General features: G+C 41.7%; 23 protein-coding genes, 2 tRNA genes and 1 pseudogene. 4 read left to right on the top strand and 22 right to left on the bottom strand.

Annotated elements, in window-relative coordinates; translation table 11 throughout:
* Positions 1–22: 22 nt before the first annotated feature.
* The 13 genes and pseudogenes from dnaX to parE form a co-directional block, all read right to left on the bottom strand.
* On the bottom strand, positions 23–1,681 hold the full coding sequence (gene dnaX / locus MP387_RS03835) for a DNA polymerase III subunit gamma/tau (RefSeq protein WP_242747809.1): 1,659 nt from the start codon (positions 1,679–1,681) through the stop codon (positions 23–25).
* On the bottom strand, positions 1,681–2,178 hold the full coding sequence (locus tag MP387_RS03830) for a GAF domain-containing protein (protein ID WP_242747807.1): 498 nt from the start codon (positions 2,176–2,178) through the stop codon (positions 1,681–1,683). Before MP387_RS03830 ends, dnaX begins: the two co-directional genes overlap by 1 nt.
* A gap of 82 nt (positions 2,179–2,260) precedes the next feature.
* Positions 2,261–3,463, bottom strand: a complete 1,203-nt coding sequence (gene rpsA / locus MP387_RS03825; protein WP_001001617.1) for a 30S ribosomal protein S1 — start codon at positions 3,461–3,463, stop codon at positions 2,261–2,263.
* Between the two features lie 164 nt (positions 3,464–3,627).
* A tRNA-Gln gene (locus tag MP387_RS03820) sits at positions 3,628–3,699 on the bottom strand.
* Between the two features lie 8 nt (positions 3,700–3,707).
* A tRNA-Tyr gene (locus MP387_RS03815) sits at positions 3,708–3,788 on the bottom strand.
* Between the two features lie 49 nt (positions 3,789–3,837).
* Complete coding sequence (locus MP387_RS03810) at positions 3,838–4,068, bottom strand: DUF2969 domain-containing protein (RefSeq protein WP_000037107.1); 231 nt, start codon at positions 4,066–4,068, stop codon at positions 3,838–3,840.
* 112 nt (positions 4,069–4,180) lie between these two features.
* Positions 4,181–5,227 carry a branched-chain amino acid aminotransferase gene (locus MP387_RS03805; protein WP_278192664.1) on the bottom strand — a complete coding sequence of 349 codons (1,047 nt, stop codon included), beginning with the start codon at positions 5,225–5,227 and terminating at the stop codon, positions 4,181–4,183.
* A gap of 103 nt (positions 5,228–5,330) precedes the next feature.
* Positions 5,331–7,811 (bottom strand): DNA topoisomerase IV subunit A, encoded by a 2,481-nt coding sequence (parC, locus tag MP387_RS03800; RefSeq protein WP_242747803.1) that lies wholly within the window; start codon positions 7,809–7,811, stop codon positions 5,331–5,333.
* A gap of 244 nt (positions 7,812–8,055) precedes the next feature.
* The gene (locus MP387_RS03795; protein WP_242747801.1) at positions 8,056–8,874 is read right to left on the bottom strand and encodes an aminoglycoside 6-adenylyltransferase; all 819 of its coding nucleotides are present in this window, start codon (positions 8,872–8,874) and stop codon (positions 8,056–8,058) included.
* Positions 8,875–8,998: 124 nt separating this feature from the next.
* On the bottom strand, positions 8,999–9,475 hold the full coding sequence (locus tag MP387_RS03790) for a hypothetical protein (protein WP_242747799.1): 477 nt from the start codon (positions 9,473–9,475) through the stop codon (positions 8,999–9,001).
* Between the two features lie 12 nt (positions 9,476–9,487).
* Positions 9,488–9,703: pseudogene (locus tag MP387_RS09160) on the bottom strand (toprim domain-containing protein); the annotation flags it as partial.
* 256 nt (positions 9,704–9,959) lie between these two features.
* Positions 9,960–10,310: a lipoprotein gene (locus MP387_RS03780; RefSeq protein WP_242747796.1), complete on the bottom strand. Its 351-nt coding sequence runs from the start codon at positions 10,308–10,310 to the stop codon at positions 9,960–9,962.
* Positions 10,311–10,338: 28 nt separating this feature from the next.
* Entirely contained in the window at positions 10,339–12,282 is a 1,944-nt protein-coding gene (gene parE / locus MP387_RS03775) for a DNA topoisomerase IV subunit B (protein ID WP_242747794.1), read from the bottom strand.
* 135 nt (positions 12,283–12,417) lie between these two features.
* Here parE and plsY point away from each other — a divergent pair, with 135 nt between their 5' ends.
* Complete coding sequence (gene plsY, locus MP387_RS03770; protein ID WP_242747792.1) at positions 12,418–13,059, top strand: glycerol-3-phosphate 1-O-acyltransferase PlsY; 642 nt, start codon at positions 12,418–12,420, stop codon at positions 13,057–13,059.
* A 34-nt stretch (positions 13,060–13,093) separates the two neighbouring features.
* On the opposite strand, the gene MP387_RS03765 is transcribed toward plsY, so the two are convergent.
* The 8 genes from MP387_RS03765 to MP387_RS03730 form a co-directional block, all read right to left on the bottom strand.
* Positions 13,094–14,050: an ABC transporter permease gene (locus MP387_RS03765; protein ID WP_242747790.1), complete on the bottom strand. Its 957-nt coding sequence runs from the start codon at positions 14,048–14,050 to the stop codon at positions 13,094–13,096.
* Between the two features lie 2 nt (positions 14,051–14,052).
* Positions 14,053–15,111 carry an ABC transporter permease gene (locus MP387_RS03760; protein ID WP_242747788.1) on the bottom strand — a complete coding sequence of 353 codons (1,059 nt, stop codon included), beginning with the start codon at positions 15,109–15,111 and terminating at the stop codon, positions 14,053–14,055.
* Complete coding sequence (locus tag MP387_RS03755) at positions 15,104–16,639, bottom strand: ABC transporter ATP-binding protein (RefSeq protein WP_000929832.1); 1,536 nt, start codon at positions 16,637–16,639, stop codon at positions 15,104–15,106. Before MP387_RS03755 ends, MP387_RS03760 begins: the two co-directional genes overlap by 8 nt.
* Before the next feature lie 136 nt (positions 16,640–16,775).
* Positions 16,776–17,831 carry a BMP family lipoprotein gene (locus MP387_RS03750; RefSeq protein WP_242747786.1) on the bottom strand — a complete coding sequence of 352 codons (1,056 nt, stop codon included), beginning with the start codon at positions 17,829–17,831 and terminating at the stop codon, positions 16,776–16,778.
* A gap of 90 nt (positions 17,832–17,921) precedes the next feature.
* Entirely contained in the window at positions 17,922–18,311 is a 390-nt protein-coding gene (locus MP387_RS03745) for a cytidine deaminase (protein WP_000246111.1), read from the bottom strand.
* Entirely contained in the window at positions 18,298–18,960 is a 663-nt protein-coding gene (gene deoC / locus MP387_RS03740; protein WP_242747784.1) for a deoxyribose-phosphate aldolase, read from the bottom strand. The genes MP387_RS03745 and deoC overlap by 14 nt, the downstream gene beginning before the upstream one ends.
* A 19-nt stretch (positions 18,961–18,979) precedes the next feature.
* Entirely contained in the window at positions 18,980–20,257 is a 1,278-nt protein-coding gene (locus tag MP387_RS03735) for a pyrimidine-nucleoside phosphorylase (protein ID WP_242747782.1), read from the bottom strand.
* Positions 20,254–20,844: a class I SAM-dependent methyltransferase gene (locus tag MP387_RS03730; RefSeq protein ID WP_125398199.1), complete on the bottom strand. Its 591-nt coding sequence runs from the start codon at positions 20,842–20,844 to the stop codon at positions 20,254–20,256. Before MP387_RS03730 ends, MP387_RS03735 begins: the two co-directional genes overlap by 4 nt.
* A 205-nt stretch (positions 20,845–21,049) precedes the next feature.
* On the opposite strand from MP387_RS03730, the gene coaA reads away from it, so the two are divergent.
* From coaA to MP387_RS03715, 3 genes are all read left to right on the top strand, one after another.
* Complete coding sequence (coaA, locus tag MP387_RS03725) at positions 21,050–21,970, top strand: type I pantothenate kinase (protein WP_061586901.1); 921 nt, start codon at positions 21,050–21,052, stop codon at positions 21,968–21,970.
* Positions 21,971–22,037: 67 nt separating this feature from the next.
* Positions 22,038–22,274, top strand: a complete 237-nt coding sequence (gene rpsT, locus MP387_RS03720) for a 30S ribosomal protein S20 (RefSeq protein ID WP_001274000.1) — start codon at positions 22,038–22,040, stop codon at positions 22,272–22,274.
* A 52-nt stretch (positions 22,275–22,326) separates the two neighbouring features.
* Positions 22,327–22,860 carry a DNA topology modulation protein gene (locus MP387_RS03715; protein ID WP_242747780.1) on the top strand — a complete coding sequence of 178 codons (534 nt, stop codon included), beginning with the start codon at positions 22,327–22,329 and terminating at the stop codon, positions 22,858–22,860.
* A gap of 16 nt (positions 22,861–22,876) precedes the next feature.
* On the opposite strand, the gene metG is transcribed toward MP387_RS03715, so the two are convergent.
* Complete coding sequence (gene metG, locus MP387_RS03710) at positions 22,877–24,874, bottom strand: methionine--tRNA ligase (RefSeq protein ID WP_242747778.1); 1,998 nt, start codon at positions 24,872–24,874, stop codon at positions 22,877–22,879.
* Positions 24,875–24,881 lie beyond the last annotated feature (7 nt).

Genomic DNA, 24,881 nt, shown 5'->3' with positions numbered 1-24,881 from the left:
TATTGTACCATGAAATCCACTTTTAGTCTTCTTCAACCATGACTTTATCAGCCAGAAATTCAAATCCCTCTGGAATCAGACTTTCTTCTTCTACCTCTTGATCTGCTTGAGAAGACTTGTTTTTAGCTGAAAATGCTGCACGAACCTCTTTCCATTCCTCTAGGGAAATTGCCAGGATTTCAGGTGAAAATCCAGCCGCTTGGCTGAGAATATTGCCAAACATGGTATTGAGGTTATCCCGTTTCATAGTTTGTCCAGCATTGAAATTAGATTCAAAAGCTAAAATAGCATGGTGTTCGTTGGCTGCAACTGGTTGAGAACCAACAAGCAGAGCCTTATCAGGACCAGCTAAGCTTTCGATCACTTCCCCCCATGCATTCTGAAGGCGAATCAAGTTTTGCCGTGCCAATTCAGGATTTTCAACAGCTTCTTGTAGGATAGCCTGAACCTTATTACGGTCTACTCGATAGACTGTCTTAGAAGTGGTTGAACGGCTAGGGACTGGTACCACTTGTTTAGGAGCTTTTCCAACATTGGCAAGTTCTTGTTTAAGACGAGCGACTTCCTGTCTCAGTGCAGAAATCTCACTTTCGACAGCTTCTGAAAGCACTGGTTCGGGCTTAATCTCAGCTAAACGAATGGTCATCATCTCAGCATAAATCTTAGGTTGCAGGCTAGCTTTCATATCCGCCAAGCTCACAGTCGCTATTCGAATCATTTCAAAGAGACTTTCCTGAGAAAGAGCTAGATTGTCCATAAAAACTGGACTATGATGAGTATTTTCGCCACCTGTCTGAACAACTAGTAAATCACGCAAATACTGCAAAAGATCCGTCACAAAACGAGTCATGCTCTTGCCATTTTCAAACAAAAGATTCAAAGAATCAAGCGCTTTTGAAACATCCTGCTGAGACAAGGCAGCTACATAGTCATCAAGTGCTGATAGACTAATGGTGCCTGTAATCTCCTCAGAGATAGCTGTCGTGAGCTCATTTCCCTGTGTTAAACTCAAAGCTTGGTCCAGAATGGATAAGGCATCCCGCATCCCACCTTCAGCTCGTCTGGCAATGATTTCCACAGCATCTGGTTCAGAACTGATATTTTCTTTTTCTAAAATATGATGAATATGTGCCGTGATATCTTGAGTTCGAATCGATTTAAACTCAAAACGTTGGACACGCGATAAAATAGTTGCTGGAATCTTGTGCAATTCGGTGGTCGCCAAGATAAAGACAACATTTTGAGTTGGTTCTTCCAAAGTCTTCAAAAGCGCATTAAAGGCTCCTGTAGACAGCATATGAACCTCGTCTATGATATAGACCTTATAACGTGCCAAACTAGGAGCATAGGTGGATTTATCACGAATTTCACGGATTTCATCAACTCCATTATTCGAAGCCGCATCCATTTCGATAACATCTTCTAAGCTACCTTCTGTCACTGCTTGGCAGATATAGCAGTTATTACACGGTTCTCCGTCCACTTGGTTCGGACAGTTCATAGCCTTGGCAAAAATCTTGGCTACACTGGTCTTCCCAGTCCCACGAGGGCCTGAGAAAAGATAGGCATGACTAATCTTTTCCTGCTCGACCGCTTGTTTTAGGGTTTTAGCCACAACTTCTTGGCCTACCAGTTGTGAAAAAGTCTGGCTTCTATATTTTCGATAAAGTGCTTGATACATTAGGCTTTCTCCTCAAACATCGTAAAGTCCCATTCTGTCTTCTCAAGCAAAATAGCGACAAATTGTTCCAAATAATCACAGTCAATGACATTGTAATCATCAATAAGTGAAGAATCCAAGTCTAAGACACCCAGCAATCGACCATTCTTGAGCATAGGAACCACGATTTCACTCTTGGCCATACTATCACAAGAAATGTAGTTTGGATAGGTGCTCACATCGCCAACCAAAACAGTCTCTTGAAACTCAGCAGCTTCTCCACACACGCCTTTCCCAAGCGGAATGCGAATACAAGAAACACCACCCTGAAAAGGCCCTAAAACCAACTCGCTACCATCAAACAGATAAAACCCTGCAAATACAGTATTCGGAAAGCGAGATTTTAGGAGGGCACTAGCATTTGAAAGATTGGCAAGAACATTGGTCTCACCTTCTAGTAAATAAGAGAGTTCCTCATTTAACATTTGATATTGTGATTGTTTTTCTGAATCTAACATAGAACTATTATATCAAAAATGAGAAAGAGACAAAAGAAAAATCCCTTGTTTTAAACAAAGGATTTTGTGATTATCAATTTGATTAAAGTTCGATATCACCGAACAAGTCAGCCATTGAGAATCCTGTTTGTGTTTCTGGAAGTTCGAAATCACGTTTTTCTTGACGTTTTGGACGACGTGGACGAGCAGCACGTTTTTCTTCTTTTTGTCCTTCTTCTTGAGCTGGACGTTCTTCAAGAGCTTTGATAGAAAGTGATACACGTTCTGCGTCAGCGTTAACATCAAGGACTTTAACAGTAACTTCTTGACCAACAGTAAGAGCTTCTTTTGGATTTTCGATACGTTTGTGTGAAATTTGTGATACGTGAACAAGTCCATCAATACCTGGCAATACTTCAACAAATGCACCAAAGTCAGTCAAACGTTTAACTGTTCCTTCTACTACGTCACCTTTAGCCAATTTTTGCTCAACGCCATCCCATGGTCCAGGTGTTGTTGCTTTAAGTGAAAGTGATACGCGACCTTCTTCTTCGTTAAGATCAAGGATCTTCACTTCGATTTCTTCACCAACAGTTACAACTGATTTAGGTGATACGTTACGTTCGTGTGACAATTCAGTCAAGTGAACCAATCCGTCAACCCCACCAAGGTCGATGAAAGCACCGAAACTTGTGATACGAGCAACTTTACCAGTTACGACATCACCAACAGCCAATTTACCGAATACTTCAGCACGAGCTGCTGCAGTAGCTGCTTCAACAACTTCACGACGTGAAAGGATGAAGCGGTTTTCTTTAGGATCAACTTCTTTGATTTTAGCATCAAATTCTTGACCTACGAAACGCTCAGTGTTACGTACGAAACGAGTATCCAACATTGAAGCTGGGATGAATCCACGAACACCTTCAAATTCTACTGAAAGTCCACCTTTAACGGCACGAGTTCCTTTAACAGTAACAACTTCTTCTTCGCGTCCTACAAGTTTGTCCCATGCTTTGCGAGCTTCAAGGCGTTTTTTAGATACAAGGTATGTAACTGTATCAGTATCTTTACCAACTACTTGACGAAGTACAAGAACATCCAATACTTCTCCTACTTTCACAAAGTCATTGATATCTGCATCGCGATCGTTTGTCAATTCGCGAAGAGTCAAGACACCTTCAACACCAGTCCCAGAGATTGCAACGTTAGCTTGAGTCGCATCAACTGTCAATACTTCAGCACTAACAACATCACCAGGCTCAACTTGGCTAACGCTATTTAGCAAATCTTCAAATTCGTTCATCTAAAAAATCCTCCAACAATCAAGTTTTTTCAAAAACTTGACATACTTATAATTTTTTTCCTAAGCACCCGCAAAGACATGTTCATATCGTTCACGTCTTTCAATTATAAAAATAAAATACCCTAAGATATTTTTCTTTTTATCTTGAATTTATTACCTAAGAACTGGGGTAGCTGGATTCGAACCAACGCATGAGGGAGTCAAAGTCCCTTGCCTTACCGCTTGGCTATACCCCATTGATGAATGGAGAGAGAGGGATTCGAACCCCCGAACCCGAAGGAGCGGATTTACAGTCCGCCGCGTTTAGCCTCTTCGCTATCTCTCCAATGTTTAACGAGAACTATTATATCATGAAATTTTCAATAAAACAAGTATTATTTTGTCAAATTATAGTTTTCAATCAAAATTTCCACAGCTTTTTCAAGTTTTTTATAAAAACTATCGACATTTCCATTCTTTATGATGGCAAATTGGCTATCTAATTCGGCAATTTCCCCAATAACCTTTTTCCCGATCGTCAAAACGTAGCCTTCATAGCTGTCTTTCCCAACAGTCACTTTTGCATCCGTTAATTGGATTTCAATTTTCTTATCTTTTTTACTCATACTCTACCTCTTTTCACTTTTTCTATTGTACAAGAAAATGCTCAAACTAGCAAGAAAAAACTCCATTTCAGCCATTACAACTGCTACGGAGTTCTTCTTTACTTCATGTCTTTTAGTCCACTTTGACAATCCATCCTTCTGGTGCTTCTACATCACCAAATTGGATACCAGTCAATTCATCATAGAGTTTACGTGTAACAGGACCTACTTCTGTTTCACTGTAGAAAACATGGAAATCATCGCCATGTTGGATTCCCCCAATTGGCGAAATGACCGCTGCTGTACCACAAGCTCCTGCCTCTACAAAACGATCCAAATTATCAATTGGGACATCGCCTTCAATCGGTGTCAAGCCCAAGCGGTGTTCTGCCAAGTAAAGCAAAGAATACTTGGTAATAGATGGCAAGATAGATGGACTCAATGGCGTAACAAATTCATTGTCTGCCGTGATTCCAAAGAAGTTAGCTGAACCGACTTCTTCAATTTTTGTATGTGTAGATGGGTCTAGGTAGATAACATCTGAGAATTGGCGTGACTTGGCCATTTTACCTGGGAGGAGACTAGCAGCATAGTTTCCTCCTACCTTGGCCGCACCTGTACCATTCGGAGCTGCACGGTCGTATTCATCCTGAATCAAGAAGTTGGTTGGGACTAAACCACCTTTAAAATAGTTACCAACTGGCATAGCAAAGATGGTGAAAATATACTCTTCTGCTGGTTTAACCCCGATAATATCTCCAACACCAATCAAAAGTGGACGAAGATAAAGGGTTCCACCTGTTCCGTATGGTGGTACATAATCTTCATTGGCACGCACAACTGCTTTACAAGCTTCTACAAACATTTCTGTCGGAACTTGTGGCATCAAAAGACGGTCACAAGTACGTTGCAAACGCTTGGCATTTTCGTCAGGACGGAACAATTGAACACTGCCGTCCTTGGTACGATAGGCTTTCAATCCCTCAAATGCTTGCTGTCCATAGTGGAGACTTGGAGAAGACTCTGAAATATGCAAGGTTGCATCCTCTGTCAATTCTCCTTGATCCCATTGACCATTTTTGTAGTGAGCGATATAACGGTAAGGTAATTTCATATAAGCAAATCCAAGGTTTTCCCAATCAATTGCAACTGTCATGTGTTTCTCCTTTGTACTATTCAAACTATGTGTTCTATTCTACACTTTTCTAGTAAAATTTCAAGTATTATTTGTAATTTTCTGAAAATTTTTCAATACAAAAAATCAGCCCTCTGGACTGATTTTTTTATGAATTCGCTTTATCCTCTTTAAAGACTTCTTTGAGGTAAGCATCGAAAACTTCTTCATCTGAAATGGTGTCTGAAATAAAGCTTCCATTGCTAGTACGTTCTGACAAGTTGAGGTCTTGCAATCGACTCTCATAGATTGTTCCCTTGTTAGATTGGACAAGTAACGTTTGGTCGTTTTCTTCTACTTCTGTACTAAAGAGATCACCAACGAAACCTTGCTCTGCAACTGCTCCAGCCAAGAAGACTCGGTGCGGTTTGTTTTTCAACTCACGCAAGACTTGTAGGCCTCGTTTAGCACGGCTGGTCGCCGGAATTTCCTCACAAGAGACACGTTTCAAGCTACCACGTTGGGTCAAGAGGTAGAAGGATGAAGTGTTACAGATAAATGCGGATTGGAGGACATCATCTGCTTTCAGGTTCATAGCCTTGACCCCTGCCGCCTTGGAACCAACAACTGGAACCTCTTCGATATTAAAACGAAGGGCATAACCGTTTTGACTAATCAAGAGAACATCATCTAGTTTGATTGGAGCTACTGCTACTATCTGGTCTGTCTCGTCTTTGAGTTTGGCATACTTGACAGACTTAGACTTGTAGGTCCGCCATGGAGTGAATTCTTTGCGTTCTACACGTTTAATTTGACCAAGACGAGTTGCAGCAAAGTAGGTTGTCGCATCATCAAACTGATCTACCACTTCAACATAAAGGATTTCTTCATTAGTTTCGAAGTTTGTGACAGTTTGGCTTAGGTGCTCTCCGATATCCTTCCAACGAATATCTGCCAATTCGTGGATTGGTCGATAGATGACATTCCCAAGAGTCGTGAACATCAAGAGGTGCTGGGTTGTCTTAGTAGCTTGAACAAAGATCAAACGATCATCATCACGTTTACCAATTTCTTCCAGCGTAGAAGCTGCAAAGGAACGTGGGCTAGTACGCTTGATATAGCCTGCCTTGGTTACGCTGACATAAGTATCTTCCTCGGCAATCAAACTAGCTGTATCAATCTCGATTGCTTTCGCAGTATCTTCCAAAGTACTCAAACGTGGTGTCGCAAATTTCTTCTTGACCTCACGAAGCTCTTTCTTCATGAGATTGTACATGGTACGTTCATCACCGATGATAGCCGCAAGCATGGCAATCTTTTCACGAAGTTCTGCTTCTTCTTCCTGCAAGACAACCACGTCTGTATTGGTCAAACGGTAAAGTTGTAAGGTCACGATGGCTTCAGCCTGCTCTTCTGTAAACTCATAGCTGACCTTGAGGTTTTCCTTGGCGTCAGACTTGTTCTCAGAGGCACGGATAAGGGCAATGACTTCGTCCAAAATTGAAATTACGCGAATTAAACCTTCAACGATGTGAAGACGTTTCTCAGCCTTTTCCTTGTCAAAGCGTGAACGAGCCAAAATCACTTCACGACGGTGGGCGATGTAGCTAGACAGGATTGGGACAATCCCGACCTGACGAGGTGTGAAATTGTCAATCGCTACCATGTTAAAGTTGTAGTTGATTTGTAGGTCGGTGTATTTGAAGAGATAGTTAAGAACAAGCTCGGTATTGGCGTCTTTCTTGAGTTCGATAGCAATGCGAAGACCATCACGGTCAGACTCATCACGAACCTCAGCAATACCAGCCACCTTGTTATTGACACGAACATCATCGATTTTCTTGACGAGATTAGCCTTATTAATTTCATAAGGAATCTCACTAATAACGATTTGCTCCTTACCACCTTTTAGTTTTTCAATCTCCGTCTTAGAACGAACAACCACGCGCCCCTTCCCAGTTTCATAGGCTTTCTTGATTTCATCACGCCCTTGAATGATAGCCCCTGTAGGGAAGTCAGGTCCAGGCAAGAATTCCATGAGTTTGTCCACCTTGGCTGTTGGGTGGTCAATCATGTAAACCGTCGCATCAATAACCTCAGCTAAATTATGCGGTGGAATATCTGTGGCATATCCAGCCGAAATCCCAGTCGAACCATTAACCAAGAGGTTTGGAAAGGCTGCTGGTAAAACCGTGGGTTCTTTCTCGGTATCGTCAAAGTTCCAAGCAAAAGGAACTGTCTTTTTCTCGATATCTTGAAGAAGATAACCAGCAATCTCAGACAAACGAGCCTCGGTATAACGCATAGCCGCAGGCGGATCTCCGTCCATAGAACCGTTATTACCGTGCATTTCAACTAGAATCTCACGGTTTTTCCAGTCCTGAGACATACGAACCATGGCATCATAGATAGAAGAATCCCCGTGTGGGTGGAAATTTCCCATGATATTCCCGACTGACTTGGCCGACTTGCGGTAGCTCTTGTCAAAGGTATTGCCATCCTTATTCATAGAATAAAGAATACGACGCTGAACCGGCTTCAATCCATCACGAATATCTGGCAAAGCCCGGTCTTGAATGATGTACTTGGAGTAGCGACCAAAGCGCTCTCCCATTATGTCCTCTAGGGACATGTTTTGGATATTACTCATATAGGATACAAAGCCCGTAAAATGCAAAGTGAAAATAGTAAATTATTGCAGTGAGCGATGCTCACAAGAGAATTTATCTTTTTCACACAACATTTAGGGCGTGTTCAACTCCTTTCAAAGAATGTAGAGTAGTTTTTATGCAGTAAAAGATATTTTACGGGAATTAGTCCCATGTTCAGTTACCGTAAGTAACCAAACAATCCTTTCTGTAGTTTAATCTTTTAAAATTAAGGTATTTATGTAGTTAGCGATTAAGAAGTCTCTCCTTAGCATACTGAATCATCTTCTCAGCTACTTCCCTATCGTATTCAAAGCCCATCTTTTGGGAAAGACTTTGAGCTTCTTGATGAAAAATTTGCATCGTAGCCAATAAAGACTGAATGATTTTGTCTAAACTTGTGAAATCAAGTAGATTTGAGAATTCCTTCTCTTTCTCAGCAGGTAAATAGTTAAAGAGATACTTGTAGTTCTTTCCAATATCAACTCTTCCCCTATCACTTGCTACCTGCCAGGCCATAACTTTTAAGAGTTCTTGTTGACAAATACCGTAGAGATGGTCTGTCGCATATATGACTTGCTTGCGACAAATTCCTTTAACCACGTAAGCTGACACCCACCAAAATTCATTACAAGTTTTTTTAAAATCCATCTCACTAGCTGGATGTATCCAGAAACGTTCTGGCCTGGGATAATAAGACTCAAACAAACCCTTAGGATCCTCTAGTACCGTGAAATCCGCTTCGTTTTCTAACCACTCTTGAATTTGGTCTTTGGGGCAGAGGGTTAAATCAATCCGATTGCCATCTTCGAAAAGCATGAGGTAGAGACGGCGATGTCCCAGAGTAACCTCTTGCTCGATGATACGTTTGCCGAACTGGGTCAGCCAAGAAAGATCCCTCGTCAGATAATCTAAGTCATCCACAATATAGACAACATCGTAGTCCTGAAACTCATCTTTTGGTGCTTTTGTATCCGTTCTCGAACCAGATAGAGCCACAGCCTCAACTTGTAAAGATTTAGCAGTCTGTGAAATTAGTTCAAATATTTCCTGGTCATTTCTCATCTTTCACTCCTTCATCACTTAGAGCTTTTTGAAATTGTTTTTTATTATAAATTGTAAACAATCGGTCATCTCTGACATTAGCTAAGCAATTAATCTCTATCCCCTACCAAAAAGTATTCTTGTCTTACTGATTTCGTTTGGTGTAATGGAGATAGAGAGGAGGAAGATAAGAAACCAGAATCATCAAAATCATTACCAAGAATGTCAACAGATGTATCTGAACTAAATTTACCACATACGATCCCAGAACACCTACAGATAGGGGACCTAAAATATAGGATAGGAAAATCAAAAAAGCCTTCCACCGTTTCTCCGGATAGACATAACACAATCGAATAAGTGTGTAGATTAAGGCTCCTGCTATCAAAGGAAAACCAAATAAAATCATGACAAAGGATGCCACTAAAGAACCGGATTCTGACGAATCCATATTGAATAAAAGCATCAAGATCATAAACAAGGTAAATACAATCGGTGCATATAAACCTTGGAAACTTTTTTTTCGACTGTTAATGTAGAATGCAAGAATAGCCGAGGGTAAAGAAACTAAGAAAACCAAACCCAAATAACTTCCAAAAATCGAATGTCCTGAACTATCCATTAATCATACTCCTTAAAACACTGTCGCTTCTTTCAGCGTAAACTTGACATTGTCTTCAATCCACTTGCGGCGTGGTTCAACCTTGTCTCCCATGAGGACATTGACACGGCGTTCAGCGCGGGCTAGGTCTTCGATTGTGACACGGATAAGAGTGCGGGTTTCTGGATTCATCGTTGTTTCCCAGAGTTGATACGCATTCATCTCACCAAGACCCTTGTAGCGTTGGAGGGCAACTTCCACTTAAAAACCATTGTCTTCGCCTTCAAAGTATAGGGCTGGCGTCAAGGTTTCCTCATCTTCATTATTGAAAGTAGTTTACTTGGAAATAGATTAGCAAACTTTACCTGTATAATTTTTGATACCTGTGATATAATTCAAAATCCAACAATCCTGTCACAGTTTCTATAAAACGAAATCTTACTTTGCTTATTAGCTGAAATAACCTAAAATTTAGTTAAAATTAAAGATTAACCTTTTTGTCATTTTATTGATCCTTTTTAAATTCGAAGCTTTGACCATTAGTAGCAGAAAGTCCGTCTGAATTAAATATTTCAAGATGAATTGTATCTTTATCTTTCTTTTCAACCTGATATCGAATTCCATTATCATCAATTAAGTTTACAACCGAATCTTTACGGTCCTTTACTTCTAGATTCTCAGCTATTTTTCTTTCACCACTTAAAATAGTCCATTTCCCACTTTCTTCTTTAAATTCATACTTAGAATTTGTTTGATTACTAGTCCATGTACCTTTTAGCCATGCCTCCTTCGAGGCACAAGCAGATAAAATAACAGCCATAAAAGCAACCAATAGAACAGCATATATTTTTTTCATCATAACTCCTTTGTAATTCTAAAATTTATTAAAATACTGTCGCTTCCTCAAGCGTAAACTTGACATTATCCTCAATCCACTTACGGCGTGGTTCGACCTTATCTCCCATAAGGACATTAACACGGCGTTCGGCGCGTGCTAAGTCTTCAATCGTGACACGAATGAGAGTTCGAGTCTCTGGATTCATGGTTGTTTCCCAGAGTTGGTCCGCATTCATCTCACCAAGACCTTTGTAGCGTTGGAGAGTGGCTCCTTTGCCAAATTGCTTGCGGAGTTCTTCTAGCTCTCCGTCCGTCCAAGCATAGGCCACTTCTTCTTTCTTGCCTTTGCCTTTGGACATCTTGTAAAGAGGCGGAAGGGCAATATAGACATGGCCTGCCTCAACTAGCGGGCGCATGTAACGATAGAAAAATGTCAAGAGCAAGGTTTGGATATGAGCACCGTCAGTATCCGCATCGGTCATGATAATGATTTTGTCATAGTTGGCATCTTCAATGGAGAAGTCTGCTCCCACACCCGCACCAATGGTATAAATCATGGTATTGATTTCTTCATTTTTGAGGATATCCGCCATCTTGGCCTTGGCTGTATTGATGACCTTACCTCGAAGGGGCAAGATAGCCTGGAACTTACGGTCACGGCCTTGTTTGGCAGAACCACCGGCAGAGTCCCCTTCGACTAGGTAGAGCTCGTTCTTTGCTGGATTTTTAGATTGAGCTGGAGTCAATTTTCCAGACAACAAGCCCTTGTCTTTCTTGTTTTTCTTACCATTTCGGCTCTCATCACGCGCTTTGCGGGCCGCCTCGCGCGCATCACGGGCCTTGATAGCCTTACGAATGAGATTGGAAGCTAGTTCTCCATTTTCCATGAGGAAGAAGGTTAACTTATCAGCCACAATACCATCGACAATTGGACGAGCCAGAGGACTCCCTAGTTTATCCTTGGTCTGACCTTCAAACTGGAGGTGTTCTTCAGGAACTAGGATAGAAAGAACGGCTGCAAGTCCCTCACGATAGTCTGAACCTTCAAGATTTTTATCTTTTTCCTTGAGAAGACCTGTCTTACGCGCATAGTCATTCATGACCTTTGTAATGGCAGACTTGAGTCCCGTCTCATGCGTTCCACCATCTTTCGTGCGAACGTTATTGACAAAGGATAGAATATTATCTGAAAACCCATCATTGTACTGGAGGGCAACTTCCACTTGGAAACCATTGTCTTCGCCTTCAAAGTATAGGACTGGCGTCAAGGTTTCCTTGTCTTCATTGAGGTAAGAAACAAAGTCTTGTACCCCGTTCTCATAATGGAATTCGATTGCTTCATCTGTTCGCTTATCTGTCAAAGACAAGGTGACATTTTTTAAGAGAAAGGCTGACTCATTGAGTCGTTCTGAAATGGTATTGTACTTGAAGTCAATCGTAGAAAAAATCGTCGCGTCAGGCATGAAAGTAACCTTGGTACCTGTCTTAGACTTAGCAGCTGTCCCAACCTTTTCAAGAGTTGTTACTGGCTTACCACCATTTTCAAATCGTTGCTTGTAGACTGTACCGTCACGGGTAATTTCAACTTCCAACCAACTTGAGAGTGCATTAACAACCGAAGATCCCACCCCGTGGAGACCACCAGATGTTTTGTAGCCACCTTGACCGAATTTTCCTCCAGCGTGGAGAATGGTAAAGATAACCTCAACAGTTGGAATTCCCATGGCATGCATCCCAGTTGGCATCCCACGACCATGGTCTTGAACGGTTAGACTGCCGTCTTTATTGATGGTCACATCAATGCGTTCACCAAATCCAGACAAGGCTTCATCGACTGCATTATCCACAATTTCCCAGACTAGGTGATGGAGACCAGCACCGTCGGTCGATCCAATATACATACCCGGACGTTTACGGACCGCATCCAACCCTTCTAGCACCTGAATGGCGTCATCATTGTAGTTATTAATATTGATTTCCTTTTTTGACACAAGGAACCTCCTATTTGTTCATCTTTACTATTTTACAGGTTTTATAGGAATTTTGCAAAGTTTTTCCCTTTCAGCCGTCACAATTTCACAGGAAATTCTCTGACTTTCTATACCATTTCATGATATAATAGTTCTATGATGACATTTGTATTATTAATTTTAGCTTATCTGCTAGGTTCGATTCCGTCTGGTCTTTGGATTGGACAAATCTTCTTTCAAACAAATCTGCGTGAACATGGTTCTGGAAACACCGGAACAACCAATACTTTCCGAATTTTAGGTAAGAAAGCGGGTATGGCAACCTTTGTGATTGACTTCTTTAAAGGAACCTTGGCCACTCTCCTTCCAATCCTTTTCCACCTTCAAGGTGTATCACCTCTCATCTTTGGTCTTTTGGCCGTAATTGGACATACCTTTCCTATCTTTGCAGGATTTAAAGGGGGTAAGGCTGTCGCAACCAGTGCTGGAGTGATTTTCGGATTTGCGCCTGTTTTCTGTCTCTATCTAGCAATCGTATTCTTTGGAAGCCTCTATCTAGGTAGTATGATTTCACTGTCTAGCGTTACTGCTTCTATCGCAGCCGTTATCGGAGTTCTCCTATTTCCACTATTTGGTTTTATCCTAAACAGCTATGACCCTCTCTTCATTTTGATTATCCTAGCACTTGCTAGCTTGATTATCATTCGTCACAAGGATAATATCACACGTATCAAACATAAAACAGAAAATCTTGTCCCTTGGGGATTGAACCTAACCCATCAAAATCCAAAAAAATAAAACGCCAGTTTGAAACTGACGTTTTTTTGTATGCTTATTTTGACTTGATGTAGTTGATACCGTCTGCCTTAGGTGCAACTGCTTTTCCAAAGAAGGCTGCCAAGACAAGAATGGTCAAGACATAAGGGGCGATTTGAAGGTAAACCGCTGGCACTCCTTGTAGGAAAGGTAATTGAGAACCGATAACTGCCAAACTTTGTGAAAGTCCAAAGAAAAGACTAGAAAGCATAGCACCAATTGGGTTCCATTTACCAAAGATCATTGCAGCAAGGGCAATAAATCCAGGACCGACAATAGTTGTCACTGAGAAGTTGACAGAAATGGATTGAGCATAAATTGCTCCCCCAATTCCCCCAAGGAAACCTGAAATAACAACCCCTAAATATCTCATCATGTAGACATTGATCCCCAAGGTATCCGCTGCTTGAGGGTGTTCCCCGACAGAGCGAAGGCGAAGACCAAAGCGTGTCTTAAAGAGAATAAACCAAGCAAGGAAAGAGAAGGCAATGGCGATATAACCTAGTAGACTGGTAGACTTGAAGAAGATATCTCCAATCACTGGGATATCAGCCAAAACTGGGAAATCAAAACGTCCAAAAGTCTGGCTTAAGTTATCTGTTTGCCCTTTGTTATAAAGAACTTTAACCAAGAAAACCGCTAGGGCAGGAGCCATCAAGTTCAATACTGTACCACTGACAACATGGTCTGCACGGAAATGAACCGTTGCGACTGCATGGATGAGGGAGAAAATAGCTCCCACGATACCAGCAACTAACAAGGAAATCCAAGGAGTCGCTGCTCCAAGTTGTTCTGCAAATTCAAGGTTAAAGACAACCCCAGAAAAGGCTCCCATAACCATAATTCCTTCAAGACCGACGTTAACGACACCACCACGTTCAGAGAAAACTCCTCCGATACTCGTAAAAATAAGTGGTGCTGAGTATATCAGCATAGAAGAGACCAAGAGGGTGAGTAATGTTGTAATAGACATCCTTACTTACCTCCTTTAACTTGTTTTTTAGGTTTGACAAAGCGTTCGATAATGTAGTGAACGCTGACAAAGAAGATAATGGACGCTGTTACAATGCTAACAAGCTCAGACGGAACTTGCGCTGCGTTCATACCTGGTGCTCCTACTTGCAAAACTCCAAATAAGAAGGCCGCAAAGAGAATTCCAATTGGTGAATTTCCAGCAAGCAAACTAACTGCCATCCCGTTAAATCCGATAGCTAATGATGATCCCTGAACGTAAACGTTTTGGAAAGTTCCAAGACCTTCGACCGCTCCACCAAGACCAGCCAAAGCACCAGAGATAATCATTGATAGAATGATTGTACGTTTTGCTGAAATACCAGCGTACTCTGAGGCATGGGGATTGAGACCAACTGCACGAATTTCAAAACCGAGAGTCGTTTTCTTTAGCAAGAACCAAATCACAACTACAGCAATGATTGCAAAGAAGATTCCGATATTCATACGGGAATTTCCAGTCAACTCTGATAACCATGGTGTCTGGTATGTAGCATTGGCACTCACACGAATCGTTGAGTCTGTACTTTGCATAATATCTTTAGGAAAGGCATGAATAAAGGCATTTCCCACATACAATACAATGTAGTTCATCATGATGGTCACGATAACCTCTGACGTACCGAGATAAGCTCTGAGGATACCTGGAATCGCACCAACAATTCCACCTGCGATCAAAGCAATGATCACTGTCAATGGAATCAAAACGAGACGAGGCATATCTGGATTTGACAAGGCAAACCAACCACTGAGAATCCAGCCTGCAAGTGCTTGACCAGGAAGTCCAACGTTAAAGAAACCTGCTCGACTGGCAACTGCGAAACCAAGACCTATCAAGACAAGAGGACCCATGGCACGGAAAATTTCTCCAATCCCACGGAGGCTACCAAAAGCTGTATAGAACAACTCCTCATAACCCCAGATAGCATCATATCCGAAGATCCACATGACAATGGCTCCGAGCAAGATTCCTAAGAATACGGAAATCAAGGGAACCGAAATTTGTTGTAATTTTTTAGACATCACTCTTCTCCTTTCCCAAGTTTCCACCTGCCATCAAGACACCAAGTTCTTGTTTGTTAGTTGTTTCTGGCGATACAATACCTTGAATCTTACCATCGTGAATAACAGCAATTCGGTCTGAGACATTTAAAATCTCATCCAATTCAAAGCTGACAACAAGGACAGCCTTCCCGTTATCACGTTCTTCAATCAAACGTTTGTGGATATATTCAATGGCACCGACATCCAAACCACGAGTTGGCTGGCTGACGATAAGGAGATCAGGATCACGATCAATCTCACGAGCGATAATCGCTTTTTGTTGATTCCCTCCTGAAAGAGCTGCTGCTGGAACAAATTCGCTTGCCGCACGGACGTCAAATTCTTCCATCAATTTCTTGGCATGTGAAGTGATATTGGCATAGTTCAAGATACCATTCTTGCTGAGTGGTTCTTTGTAGTAGGTTTGAAGAGCAATATTTTCTGAAATCATCATCTCCAAAATCAAGCCATCCCGGTGACGATCCTCAGGAACGTGCCCCACGCTTAGTTCTGTAATTTGTCGAGGATGCATTCCCACAATTGATTTGCCTTTTAATTCAACGCTACCTGACTCAATCTTACGAAGACCTGTAATGGCTTGAATGAGTTCAGATTGACCATTGCCATCAATACCTGCAATACCGACAATCTCACCAGCACGAACATCCAAAGAAAGATTCTTCACAGCTGGTACACCGCGGTTTTCATTGACAACCAAGTCTTTGATAGACAAGACTACTTCTTTGGGTTGTGGTGCCTGTTTTTCCGTTTTAAAGGAGACTGAGCGTCCAACCATCATTTCTGCCAAGTCCGCATTTGTTGCCCCTGCGATTTCAACTGTCTGGATTGATTTCCCACGACGGATAACCGTGACTCGATTGGATACCGCACGAATCTCATCCAGTTTATGGGTAATCAAAATGATAGACTTCCCTTCTTTGACAAGGTTTTTCATGATTGCCATCAACTCATCAATCTCTGAAGGAGTCAATACGGCTGTAGGTTCGTCAAAGATAAGGATATCAGCACCACGATAGAGTGTTTTCAAGATCTCTACACGTTGTTGGGCACCAACGGAAATATCCGCCACCTTAGCAGCTGGATCCACTGCCAAACCATAACGTTCAGAAAGAGCCTTGATTTCTTTAGTAGCACCAGCTATATCTAGAACACCATTTTTAGTGATTTCACTCCCTAAAATGATATTCTCAGCTACTGTAAAAGCCTCAACCAACATGAAATGTTGGTGAACCATTCCAATTCCAAGTCCAGCGGCTTTAGATGGTGAGTCTAGTTTTACAACCTGACCATTCACCACAATTTCACCACTCGTTGGTTCAAGAAGTCCTGCCAGCATATTCATCAGAGTGGATTTACCCGCTCCATTTTCTCCTAAAAGTGCATGGATTTCACCTTTTCGCAGTTGCAAGTTGATTTTGTCGTTTGCTACAAATTCACCAAACACCTTGGTAATATCCCGCATCTCAATGACATTTTCGTGTGCCATATGCTCTTCCTTTCAGAGGTTTATTTTATTTCAATAAAACCTGCTAATCACATTAACAAGCTCTATTGAGACAAAAATTGCCTCAATTCTTAAAGAAGCGACCGATGGCCGCTTCCTAAGAAATGACTTTTATCCATTATTTTTCTGGAACTTTTACGCTTCCGTCAAGGATCTTAGCTTTTGCATCTTCAACAGCTTTTTTACCTTCTTCTGAAAGGTTTGTTACTGCTAGCTCAACCCCTTTATCTTTCAATGAGTAAACAATCACTTGTCCACCAGGGAATTCACCTTTTTCTGTTTTGTTGGCAATATCTTTTACAGTTGTACCAACTTGTTTCAATGTAGATACAAGAACGAAGTTAGATTCTTTACCATCTTTAGAAGTGTATTTACCTTCTGCTGCTTGGTCACGGTCTACACCGATAACCCAAACTTTTTCGTCTTCATTTTTGTTTTCGTTCAATGATTTTGCTTCAGCAAAGACACCAGCACCTGTACCACCAGCTGCTTGGTAGACAACGTCTGCACCGGCAGCGTATTGAGCTGCTGCAATTGTTTTACCTTTGGCAGCATCACCAAATGAACCAGCGTAGTCAACTTGGACTTTGATAGATGGGTCTACTGACTCAACACCAGCTTTGAATCCAGCTGCAAAACGTGAAATAACTTCAGATTCGATACCACCTACAAAACCAACTTGTTTTGTTTTCGTAGTTTTCGCTGCTGCAACACCAGCAAGGTAAGCTGCTTCGTTATCCGCAAATCTTACGCTCGCAACATTATTTTGACCTTCAATCACATCATCAATCAAGACATAGTTTAGGTCAGAGTGGTCTTTTGCTGCTTCCTCAACTGCATTGTGAAGGGCAAAACCAACACCGAAGATCAGGTTGTAACTTCCAGCCGCTTGTTGCAAGTTGTTAGCATAGTCTGCTTCACTTGTTGATTGGAAATAAGTAAAGCCTTTATCTTTAGAAAGATTGTGTTCTTTACCCCAGTCTTGCAAACCTTCCCAAGCTGATTGGTTAAATGATTTGTCATCAACACCACCAGTATCTGTTACAATCGCTGCTTTGGTCTTCATTTCAGATGAAGATGAAGCTGCGTTACGAGAAGAGCGGTTACCACATGCAGCAAGTCCAACTGCTGCTACTGCAACTAGACCAAGGCCTAGCCATTGTTTCTTGTTCATTACTGAACCTCCTAAATAAGATGTGCAACGATGTTGCAAGTATGGATTGTTTGGTCACACAGACCACAGCCACTACAAGAGTGACCCAGACTAATTTAAGTCTGTAAATGAGTATGGAAGTAACTCCCCGACCGTCATCTCGACCGTCGATTTATCTTTAGCGACTAAGGTCACTTTTAGATCTTGTTCAAAAAATTCAACCATGACCTGGCGGCAAGCACCACATGGTGAGATGGGTTTTTCAGTTTGTCCGTAGACAATCAATTCTGAAAACTCCCGCTGCCCCTCCGAAACTGCTTTAAAAATAGCAGTACGTTCTCCACAATTAGTCAACGGATAGCTAGCATTCTCGATGTTTACACCCGTATAAATGCTACCATCCTTGGCTACTAAAACAGCTCCGATGGGAAAGTGAGAATAGGGGACATAGGCTTGTTTGCTGGTTTCAATTGCTAGTTCAATCAACTCAGTAGTCGCCATCTGCCAATTCTCCTTTTAAGATTGCTACACCAGCAGATGTTCCTATACGGGTAGCGCCTGCTTCCACAAAAGCGACAGCATCCGCATATGAACGCGCTCCACCAGCTGCCTTAACTCCCATATCTGGTCCGACTGTTTTACGCATCAACTGAACATCCTCAATAGTGGCACCACCAGTTGAAAATCCAGTTGATGTTTTGACAAAGTCAGCGCCTGCTTTCTGGGATAATTGGCAGGCCACAACCTTTTCATCGTCTGTCAACAAGCAAGCTTCGATAATGACTTTCACCAGCTTGTCACCACTTGCTTCTACGACAGCACGGATGTCCGATTCAACTAAATCCAGATTGCCTGATTTGAGGGCACCGACATTGATAACCATATCAATCTCATCTGCACCGTTTTGGACAGCTTCTTTTGTTTCAAAAGCTTTCACAGCTGAAGTTGTTGCTCCCAAAGGAAAACCTACTACTGTACAAACCTTTACACCTGAGCCTTCAAGCCCTTTTTTCGCATGTTTCACCCATGTGGGATTGACACAAACGCTGGCAAAGTCATACTCACGCGCTTCAGATAGCAAACGATCAATTTGTTCTTGACTTGCATCTTGCTTTAAAAGCGTATGATCAATATATTTATTTAACTTCATATTCGGATTCTCCCTAGTTTTATGAGATAATTTCTATAATTTCTCGTAAACTTTGCACTCCATCATTTATTTTAACATATTTTTGAAATTCTGTAACTAGTTCAGAAGAAATTTTTCCATTTGTATAAACTTTTGCAACAATTTCACCCTTTTGAACGGAGTCTCCAACTTTCTTTTCAAAAACAATCCCTGTTTCATAGTCCAAGTCATCAGACTTGACTGCACGACCAGCTCCTAGTCTCATGGCATAGAGCCCAAATTCCATAGCTGGAAGGGCTGAAATAACACCTGTATCTTGAGCTGGAATTTCCAGCACATGGGCAACTTTGACTGGGCGATAGAGATCTTCTAAATCACCGCCTTGTGCTGCTACCATTTCTTCAAACTTAGCCAGTGCTTGGCCATTTTCCAGGTGTTGACGGATTTCCTCGATCGTTTTTTCAACATCAGCCAAGCCAAGCATAATCTGAGCTAGCTCGCAGATAAAGTGACTAATATCTTCTCGGCCATTTCCTTGGAGAATCTCGATTGCCTCAAGGATTTCGAGACGATTGCCAATAGCTTTTCCCAAGGGTTGGCTCATATCGGTAATGACTGCTACCGTCTTTCGACCAACTGCCTTACCAAGATCCACCATGGTTTGAGCCAATTCGCGCGCCTCATCAACCGTCTTCATGAAGGCACCCTCACCGACCGTTACGTCTAGCAAAATGGCATCCGCTCCTGCAGCAATTTTCTTGCTCATCACCGAACTAGCAATCAAAGGAATCGTGTCGACAGTTGCTGTCACATCACGGAGGGCATAGAGAAGTTTGTCTGCTTTAACCAGCTGATCGGACTGCCCAATGACAGATATACCAATGTCCTGTACCTGACGAATGAAATCTTCTTGACTTCGCTCAACTTGATAGCCCTTAATGGACTCCAATTTATCAATTGTCCCACCAGTATGGCCGAGACCACGACCACTCATTTTAGCAACGGGCACTCCGAAACTCGCAACAAGTGGAGCCAAAATCAAGGTCACCTTATCACCTACACCACCAGTCGAATGCTTGTCAACTTTAACCCCCTCAATAGCTGACAAATCAAACTCCTGACCTGTCTTGACCATATTCATCGTCAGATCAGAAATCTCACGTGTGGTCATTCCTTTAAAATAAACAGCCATAGCAAAAGCAGACATTTGATAATCTGGAACAGTTCCAGCCACATAGCCTTCTACTAGCCATTTGATTTCAGCTGTAGTCAGTTCTTGACCATCTCGTTTCTTTTGGATTAAATCAACTGCTCTCATTCTTTCACACTTCTAAGGATATAATATCCCTTATCTTTCTTTACGATTTCACAATTTCCAAAAACGTCTTCCATCTTATTTCTAGCACTTGGAGCTCCTTGTTTTTTCTGAATGACGATGGTTAAATCTCCTCCGTCATTTAAGAAATCTCTGCTCTTTTCGATAATCTCATGAACAACCTGTTTGCCCGCTCGAATAGGCGGATTGGAAATAACATGGTCAAACTTCCCTTCAACTTGTTCATAGATATTGGATTGGAAAATCGTTACTTCTACTTTATTACGTTCAGCATTTTGTCGCGCTAGGTCCAAGGCACGATTATTGATATCGACCATGGTTGCCTGAACTCCATAAGCCTTGACCAATGACAAGCCCAATGGCCCATAACCACAACCCACATCAAGGACCGTCTCTCCTTTGTTAACCTCTAGACACTTCAATAAAAGCTGACTCCCAAAGTCAACCATTTTCTTGCTAAAAACACCCGCATCCGTCAAAAAGGTCATGTTTTCTCCCAACAACTCCACTCTCAACTCATGAATGTCGTGAGCAGCATCAGGATTTTCTGCATAATACATTTTACTCATAAAACTATTTTACCATAATTTAGTGAAATGTTAAACCGTTTACATAGCTAAATTTCAAGACATAGACTACATCTGTTATGATAACAACCAAAGTTTTTCATTGATTTTCATTTCTTTTAAAAATAATATATCATAATTCGATCCAATTCGTTTCTGTCTTTATAAGTGAAATATGATATACTAAGGTATCAAACGAGGAAAGATTATGACCAACGAATTTTTACATTTTGAAAAAATCAGTCGCCAGACTTGGCAATCATTGCATCGCAAAACAACCCCTCCCTTGACAGAGGAAGAGTTAGAATCCATCAAGAGTTTCAATGACCAGATTAGTCTGCAGGACGTAACAGACGTCTATCTTCCCCTTGTCCATCTTATCCATATTTACAAGCGCACTAAGGATGATTTGGCATTTTCAAAAGGAATTTTTCTTCAACGCGAAAGTAAATCTCAGCCTTTTATCATTGGGGTTTCTGGTAGTGTTGCTGTGGGGAAATCGACTACTAGTCGCTTACTTCAGATTCTTCTATCACGTACTCTACCGGATGCTACTGTAGAGCTAGTGACAACTGACGGTTTTCTCTATCCCAATCAAACCTTGATGGACCAAGACATCTTAAATCGCAAAGGTTTTCCTGAAAGTTATGATATGGAAGCCTTGCTGAATTTTCTTGACCGCCTAAAGAATGGGCAAGATGTCGATATTCCTGTCTATTCTCATGAAGTGTATGACATCGTTCCTGGAGAGAAACAACGTGTCAAAGCTGCTGATTTTGTCATTGTCGAGGGCATCAATGTCTTTCAAAACCCTCAAAATGAGCGCCTTTACATCACTGATTTCTTTGATTTCTCCATCTATGTGGATGCTGCTGTCGAGGACATTGAAAGCTGGTATCTGGACCGTTTCTTAAAGCTGCTCAGCTTTGCCCAAAATGATCCCAACAGCTACTACCACCGTTTTACGCAAATGCCAATTGGAGAAGTTGAAGCATTTGCTCACCAGGTTTGGACCAGTATTAATCTCACAAATCTACAAAACTATATCGAACCAACAAGGAATCGCGCCGAGGTCATTCTCCACAAGACTAAAAACCATGAAATCGATGAAATTTACCTAAAAAAATAATTTCCCCTTGTCAAAACATAAGTTTTCAGATATAATAGTATAGTTAGTAAATATGGAGGTAAGAACATTGGCAAACATTAAATCAGCTATCAAACGCGCTGAATTGAACGTTAAACAAAACGAAAAAAACTCAGCTCAAAAATCAGCTATGCGTACTGCTATCAAAGCTTTCGAAGCAAACCCTTCTGAAGAACTTTTCCGTGCTGCTAGCTCAGCTATCGACAAAGCAGAAACTAAAGGTTTGATTCATAAAAACAAAGCAAGCCGCGACAAAGCTCGTCTTTCAGCTAAACTTGCTAAATAAGAAACAGTCCATAGAGGCTGTTTTTTTGTCCTCTAATCAGAAAAGGTAGAAAATGAAAATCGCAATCATCGGATATTCTGGAGCTGGCAAGTCAACTCTAGCTGAAAAGTTGTCAAACTACTACTCCATCCCCAAACTGCATATGGACACACTCCAATTTCAACCTGGTTGGCAAGATAGTGACCGCGAATGGATGTTGACCGAGATGAAAAACTTTCTCACAAAGCACGAAGCTTGGGTCATCGACGGCAACTACTCTTGGTGTTGCTATGAAGAAAGAATGCTGGAAGCTGACCAAATTATCTTTCTCAACTTTTCACCATGGACTTGTCTCTTTCGAGCCTTTAAACGGTATCTCACATACCGAGGCAAGGTCAGAGAAAGTATGGCTGTAGGTTGCCCTGAACGCTTTGACTGGGAGTTTATCCGATGGATTCTCTGGGATGGACGGACAAAGAATGCCAAAGAACGTTATCAACGGGTTCAAGAAACCTATCTAGAGAAAGTAATTGTCCTCCAGTCTCAAAAGGAGATAGACCACTTCTTAGATAATCTCGTACATAACAAGAAAAACCAACGTGCCTAACGTTGGTTTTTTGCTTTTACCCAATCACACTTCCATTTTGTACAGCTGGATCCACTGTGAGAAGGGTTAATTTGCCATCATGTTCAGCTGAGAGAATCATCCCTTGACTGACATATTTCTTCATCATCTTACGTGGTTTGAGGTTGGCAACGATTTGGACTTTCTTGCCAACCAATTCTTGTTCGTTTGGATAGTATTTAGCTATTCCTGAGAGGATTTGACGGTCTTGACCATCACCAGCATCTAGGCGGAATTGGAGCAACTTATCAGAACCTTCCACTTTAGACACTTCTTTGACTTCTGCGACACGGATCTCAACCTTGTCAAAGTCTTCGAACTTGATTTCATCCTTGTTGAGTCTGAGTTCAACTTCATCTGGATTCCATTCTTTTTCGACTGCTGGTTTGTTACCTTCCATTTGTTCCTTGATATAGGCAATCTCTTCTTCCATGTCCAGACGTGGGAAGATTGGTGTTCCTTTGGCAACAACAGTCACACCAGCAGGGAAATCTGCCAAGCTCAAGTTTTCCAGGCTAGAAACTTCTGCTAAGCCAAGTTGTGCCAATACAGCGCGACTAGTTTCCATCATAAATGGCTCAATCATGTGAGCTACAACACGAAGGCTGGCTGCCAAATGGCTCATAACACTTGCCAATTGGTCACGGTGCTCTTCATCCTTAGCCAAGACCCATGGGGCTGTCTCATCGATGTATTTGTTGGTACGAGAGATAAGAGTCCAGACTGCTTCAAGAGCACGTGGGTAGTCAACTGCTTCCATGTGTGTATGGAAGTCAGAGATAGATTGCTCTGCTACTTGTGCAAGAGCATTGTCAAAGTCTGTCACACCTTCTACGTAGGCAGGGATTTGCCCATCAAAGTACTTGTTAATCATGGAAACTGTACGGTTGAGAAGGTTACCAAGGTCATTGGCCAATTCATAGTTAATACGGCCTACATAGTCTTCTGGAGTGAAGGTTCCATCTGAACCGACTGGAAGGCTACGCATGAGGTAGTAACGAAGTGGATCCAGTCCATAACGTTCTACTAACATTTCAGGGTAAACGACATTCCCTTTAGACTTAGACATCTTGCCGTCTTTCATGACGAACCAACCGTGGGCAATCAAGCGGTCAGGCAATTTCATATCCAACATCATGAGAAGGATTGGCCAGTAGATGGAGTGGAAACGAAGAATGTCTTTTCCGACCATGTGGAAGACTGTTCCATTCCAGAATTTATCATAGTTAGCATGATCCTCTTGACCGTAACCAAGAGCAGTCGCATAGTTAAGAAGGGCATCGATCCAAACATAGACAACGTGTTTTGGATTGGAAGGGACTGGCACACCCCAGGTAAAGGTTGTACGAGAAACCGCTAAGTCTTCCAAACCTGGCTCAATAAAGTTACGCAACATTTCATTGAGACGACCATCTGGAGTGATGAAGTCAGGGTGTGATTTGAAAAATTCAACTAAACGGTCTTGGTATTTGCTGAGGCGAAGGAAGTAAGATTCTTCAGATACCCATTCCACTTCGTGACCTGATGGAGCGATACCGCCCGTCACATTTCCAGCTTCATCACGGAAAACTTCCGCAAGCTGACTTTCTGTAAAGAATTCCTCATCTGAAACTGAATACCAACCAGAGTATTCACCCAAGTAGATATCATCTTGAGCAAGCAAGCGTTCAAAGACCTGAGCCACTACTTTTTCATGGTAGTCATCAGTTGTACGAATGAATTTATCGTATGAGATATCGAGTAATTTCCAGAGTTCTTTGACGCCAACCGCCATCCCATCAACATAAGCTTGAGGTGTAATCCCAGCTTCTTCTGCTTTTTGTTGAATCTTTTGACCATGCTCATCAAGACCTGTCAGATAAAAAACATCGTAGCCCATGAGGCGTTTGTAGCGAGCTAGGACATCACAAGCGATGGTTGTGTAGGCAGAACCGATATGAAGTTTACCAGATGGATAGTAAATCGGTGTTGTAATATAAAAATTCTTTTCAGACATAATTTTT

It is taken from the genome of Streptococcus oralis, from assembly GCF_022749195.1.
In the GTDB taxonomy this organism is placed as follows: Bacteria; Bacillota; Bacilli; order Lactobacillales; family Streptococcaceae; genus Streptococcus; species Streptococcus oralis_CI.
The sequence above is the reverse complement of the archived record's forward strand: the minus strand, read 5'-3'. Positions and strand labels throughout refer to the sequence as shown.